The following is a 3,207-nucleotide window of genomic DNA, read 5'->3' as shown; positions in this document are numbered from 1 at the left end:
CCCCCTCACGACGACCTTCTTGGGTCGCCGACGGTGAGACACCCGTCACAGAAACTCTAACGATTCCGTGGAAGGGTTTTATGTCCCACCATTTCCTAAGTCATTGATATTCCTAGGAACCTGAAGTCCCCTAGGGAGCGCCATTTCCGGCGCTTTTCCCCTTTATCTCCGACCTGACGGCGCGGCTTCGCAGCCTCGCGGCGCGTTTTCGCGTCCGAGCTTTGCTCTTTTGGACGCCCTCGAAACGAGGAGGGCGCAGGGAAGGCCGGGTGCAGGCCGCACCCATGGCCCGCCTGCAGAAAGAAAAGCAGGCGGCAGTCACCACAGGATTGGCCGAACATCCGGCCTTCCCTGCGCGATGGGTTTAACGGCTGCTCCGCGCTCTCCGCGGGGACCGGCTTTTTGCCCCCGTCATCGGCGGATCATCCCCGCCCACTCGGCATCAGCACCGGGATGCCCGGACCACACGGCTTGACCGTCCACATCAGGCTCGTTCGTCCGCACGCTGACAGCGCACTGCGACCCGATGCGGCCACCGCATCCCACGCTCCACGGTCCGTGACGATCGCGAAACGCCCCTCCAGTGAGCGCGAGACGGCACGAATGATCGTTCTGATTTGCCCGACGGTGCAAGCTGCGCTTTGCCCGACGTGATGCGGCAAACTGGCACGACGGGCAGTTGGGGCATGGGTGGGATGCGGGAGAGCGTTATCGAGTTTGTGCTCCGGTCGGGTTGATCGCGTCACTGTCGTCGCCGGCCTTTGTGCGCTGCCCGGCCCACAGATCGGCCGGGTCTATAGACGACTCTCTGCGGATGTAGGAGCAGCACGGAGGCGCTACTCGGACCAGGGCCAAGTGAGGAGGATCATCGGCCAGTTTGCCGACGAGTGACTGTGGAATTGCCGCTCGCATTGATTGACTCTTTCGTCTTACTCGCGCCTAGTCTGCTGTTTCGAAGAGAGGATTTGCAGAGCCATGTGGTTGAAATGGTTTCACGTTCGAGATTACCAAAGCGTCCGCGATTCGGGCCGTGTCACAGTTTCTGAAATCACATCCTTGGTAGGCAAAAACGAAGCTGGCAAAAGCGCATTGTTGAAGGCGCTGTATAAGCTCAATCCGGTTGTGGCAGCCGACGCGAATTTTGATGTGACAATCGACTACCCTCGAATGGATGTTGAGGATTATCGGCACGGGGTTGAATCAGGAAAACGCAAAGTTGCCTTACCGATACAGGCTTGCTTTGCTCTCGATGAGGATGAGTTGGCCACTATTGCTGACACATTTGGCGAAGCCTGCGTCACCAACCCGGAAATCACTTTCTCGAAGGATTACAACAACAGTAGGACCTATTTGCTGAGTGTCGACACGGAGAAAGGCCTACAGCATCTTGTTAGTCAGGCCGACCTCTCGGATCAAACCAGAGAGGCACTGAAAGGCGCCGCGAATACAGCGGATGGACTAATTCAGATTCTTCAAGCTCAAGAGCAAACCGCAGAGGTTAAGAGGCTCGTTCGCATCCTTAGTGAAATAAAAAAGAACGACTTGAGCAGCTACATTTTTTCGCAGATGCTCAACGCTCGTTGGCCGAAGTTCCTCTACTTCGACGAATATTATCAAATGACCGGCCACGAAAATATCGAGGCGCTCATGCAGCGCGAGGGGGCGAACCCGAGTCAGCTCAAGCCCTCCGATTACCCGCTGCTCGGCCTCATCAGGTTGGCGCGCCTCAAGCTCCCAGAGCTAATCAACCCAGCCAGCACCATCGAATTGAAGAGTAAGTTGGAAGGCGCCAGCAACCACCTCACCCGACAGGTGCTGAGATATTGGTCTCAGAACAGACACCTGAGAATGACGTTTGATGTGAGGCCCGCAAGGCCGGGAGACCCGCCGGAGATGCGTCAAGGCACGAACATCTGGGGCGGCGTCTACGACACCCGACATCAGGTCACAACTGAATTGGGTAGCAGGTCTCGCGGCTTTGTTTGGTTTTTTTCTTTTCTGGCTTGGTACTCAGACGTGAAACAGAACGACGAGCCGATGATTTTGCTTCTCGATGAGCCGGGCCTTACCTTGCATGCCAAGGCGCAACATGATCTGTTGAGATATTTCGAGACGGAATTGAAGGGGACCCATCAGCTTATCTACACCACACATTCCCCCTTTATGATCGACCCAGAACATTTCGAGCGTGTTCGGATAGTGCAAGACAAGAGCATCGATTCAGAGTTGGAGTCCAGTGGTGGTACAGAAGGCACGCGCGTTCTGGATGATGTGTTTGCAGCGAGCCCAGATAGTCTCTTCCCGTTGCAAGGGGCTCTGGGATATGAGCTAAATCAAACCCTCTTCATTGGCCCTTATTCGCTCGTCGTTGAGGGCGCCGCGGATTTACTCTTCCTGCAAGCGATGTCCGCTATCTTGCAAGAGGAAAATAGGGTCGGCCTCGATCCTCGATGGACCATCACTCCTGTAGGCGGCTCCGCGAAAGTGCCGACCTTTGTGGCACTCCTGGGCGCTCAGAAGGGTATGACTATTGCCACGCTGATCGACAGCCAGTCCGCTGACCAGCAGAAGATTGAGGGACTATATCGAGAAAAACTTTTGAAGAAGGCAAACGTCTTAACCTTTGCCGATTTCACAAAGACGGCGGAAGCTGACATTGAGGACATGTTCGGTGCGGATTTCTATCTTGGGCTCATCAATGCCGAATTTGCCCATCAACTCCGGAGTGAGATCGAGGTAAAGGCCTTAAAATCCAAGGAGCCCCGCATCCTCCAGCGTCTCGAGAAGTATCTTGTCGATAACCCGCTAAAGGAAGGTGCATTCAGCCATTATCGACCAGCTCGCTACTTCAACGAACACTCAAGGAACCTCGCAACAAAGCTCCCCAGAGAGGCTAAGGATCGCTTCGAGGCAGCCTTCAAGGCGCTCAACGCTTTATTGAAGTAACGTGTAGGCCGGACTAGCGGAGCATAATCCGCCATTCGCGTCAGAGCCGCCTACCGCGCGGGCGATGTCGTCAGGCATGATCTTGCGCCCCAGATTGATATTGGCGCCGCTGCCGGCCTACCTCATGTCCCGCGCCACTCGCGCCCATCCTACTGTAACCGAACCGGCAAGTTGAGCGGCCCCCGAAATCCAAACCCATGCCAGCGCACGCTCGCCGGATCGGGCAGCGTCATGTTGGGGAAGCGCTCGAACAGCATCGGC

1 protein-coding gene is annotated in these 3,207 nt (G+C 56.0%); it reads left to right on the top strand.

Going from position 1 to position 3,207, the window contains the following annotated elements:
- Positions 1-975 precede the first annotated feature (975 nt).
- Complete coding sequence (locus BRAS3843_RS37175) at positions 976-2,946, top strand: AAA family ATPase (protein ID WP_035984085.1); 1,971 nt, start codon at positions 976-978, stop codon at positions 2,944-2,946.
- Positions 2,947-3,207 lie beyond the last annotated feature (261 nt).

The organism is Bradyrhizobium sp. STM 3843, assembly GCF_000239815.1.
Taxonomy (GTDB): domain Bacteria; phylum Pseudomonadota; class Alphaproteobacteria; order Rhizobiales; family Xanthobacteraceae; genus Bradyrhizobium.
The sequence above is the reverse complement of the archived record's forward strand: the minus strand, read 5'-3'. Positions and strand labels throughout refer to the sequence as shown.

Bases quoted from the DNA above. Each gene is read 5' to 3' on its own strand.
- BRAS3843_RS37175 (WP_035984085.1), top strand. From the start codon at position 976: ATGTGGTTGAAATGGTTTCACGTTCGAGATTACCAAAGCGTCCGCGAT.